Raw genomic sequence first — 588 nt, 5'->3', positions numbered from 1 at the left:
CCGATACAGAGCGTGATCGCCATGAATACACGAGCAACATACCAGATGAAGAAACACGCCCCTATAGCCGCCAAGTCGAGAACGGCAAAACCCCAGACGACGAGGCGAAGAATGGGACCGCTCATCCCCATCGACTGGCCGTTGATGAATGCCACGGCATGCGCAACGGCCTCCCTCAGCGCGTCGAACTGCTGAGAGGAATCAACCGTCACCCGAGGACCGTTCATCGCCGCTGCAATGGCGTTGGGCAGGTCGGTGAAGAACAGATCCCGGACATAGTAGTTGTAGTTCGACGCCTTCAGGATGGCGACGACCGCCATAGCCCTGACGACAGCGTTGAGGAAGCCGCCGCTGTCCATCTTGCCGTACATCATCATCAGCGCATTGCCGATGACGTAGAGGGCGAGGGCGACGCGAAGCTGCGGCGCCGCCCAGGCAAGTCCCGAATTGATGGCATCGTTCATCCCGCCGACCAGCACCGCATCCATGCCGGTTGCAAAGTTGAAGAAAATCGGGTCAAGAGCCACGTTCTTTTCCTTTCGGCAACGGAGGCTGCTTGGTGGACGGGATCTTCCCAAAGTCCTTCCC

General features: G+C 58.8%; 1 protein-coding gene. It reads right to left on the bottom strand.

The features are described from left to right. The coding region (locus N826_RS39195) for a TrbL/VirB6 family protein (RefSeq protein WP_044438096.1) at positions 1 to 527 on the bottom strand (527 nt) is incomplete at its 3' end. Positions 528 to 588 lie beyond the last annotated feature (61 nt).

The organism is Skermanella aerolata KACC 11604, from assembly GCF_000936425.1.
GTDB classification, from domain to species: Bacteria; Pseudomonadota; Alphaproteobacteria; order Azospirillales; family Azospirillaceae; genus Skermanella; species Skermanella aerolata.
This window is presented reverse-complemented; position numbering and strand designations above follow the sequence as displayed.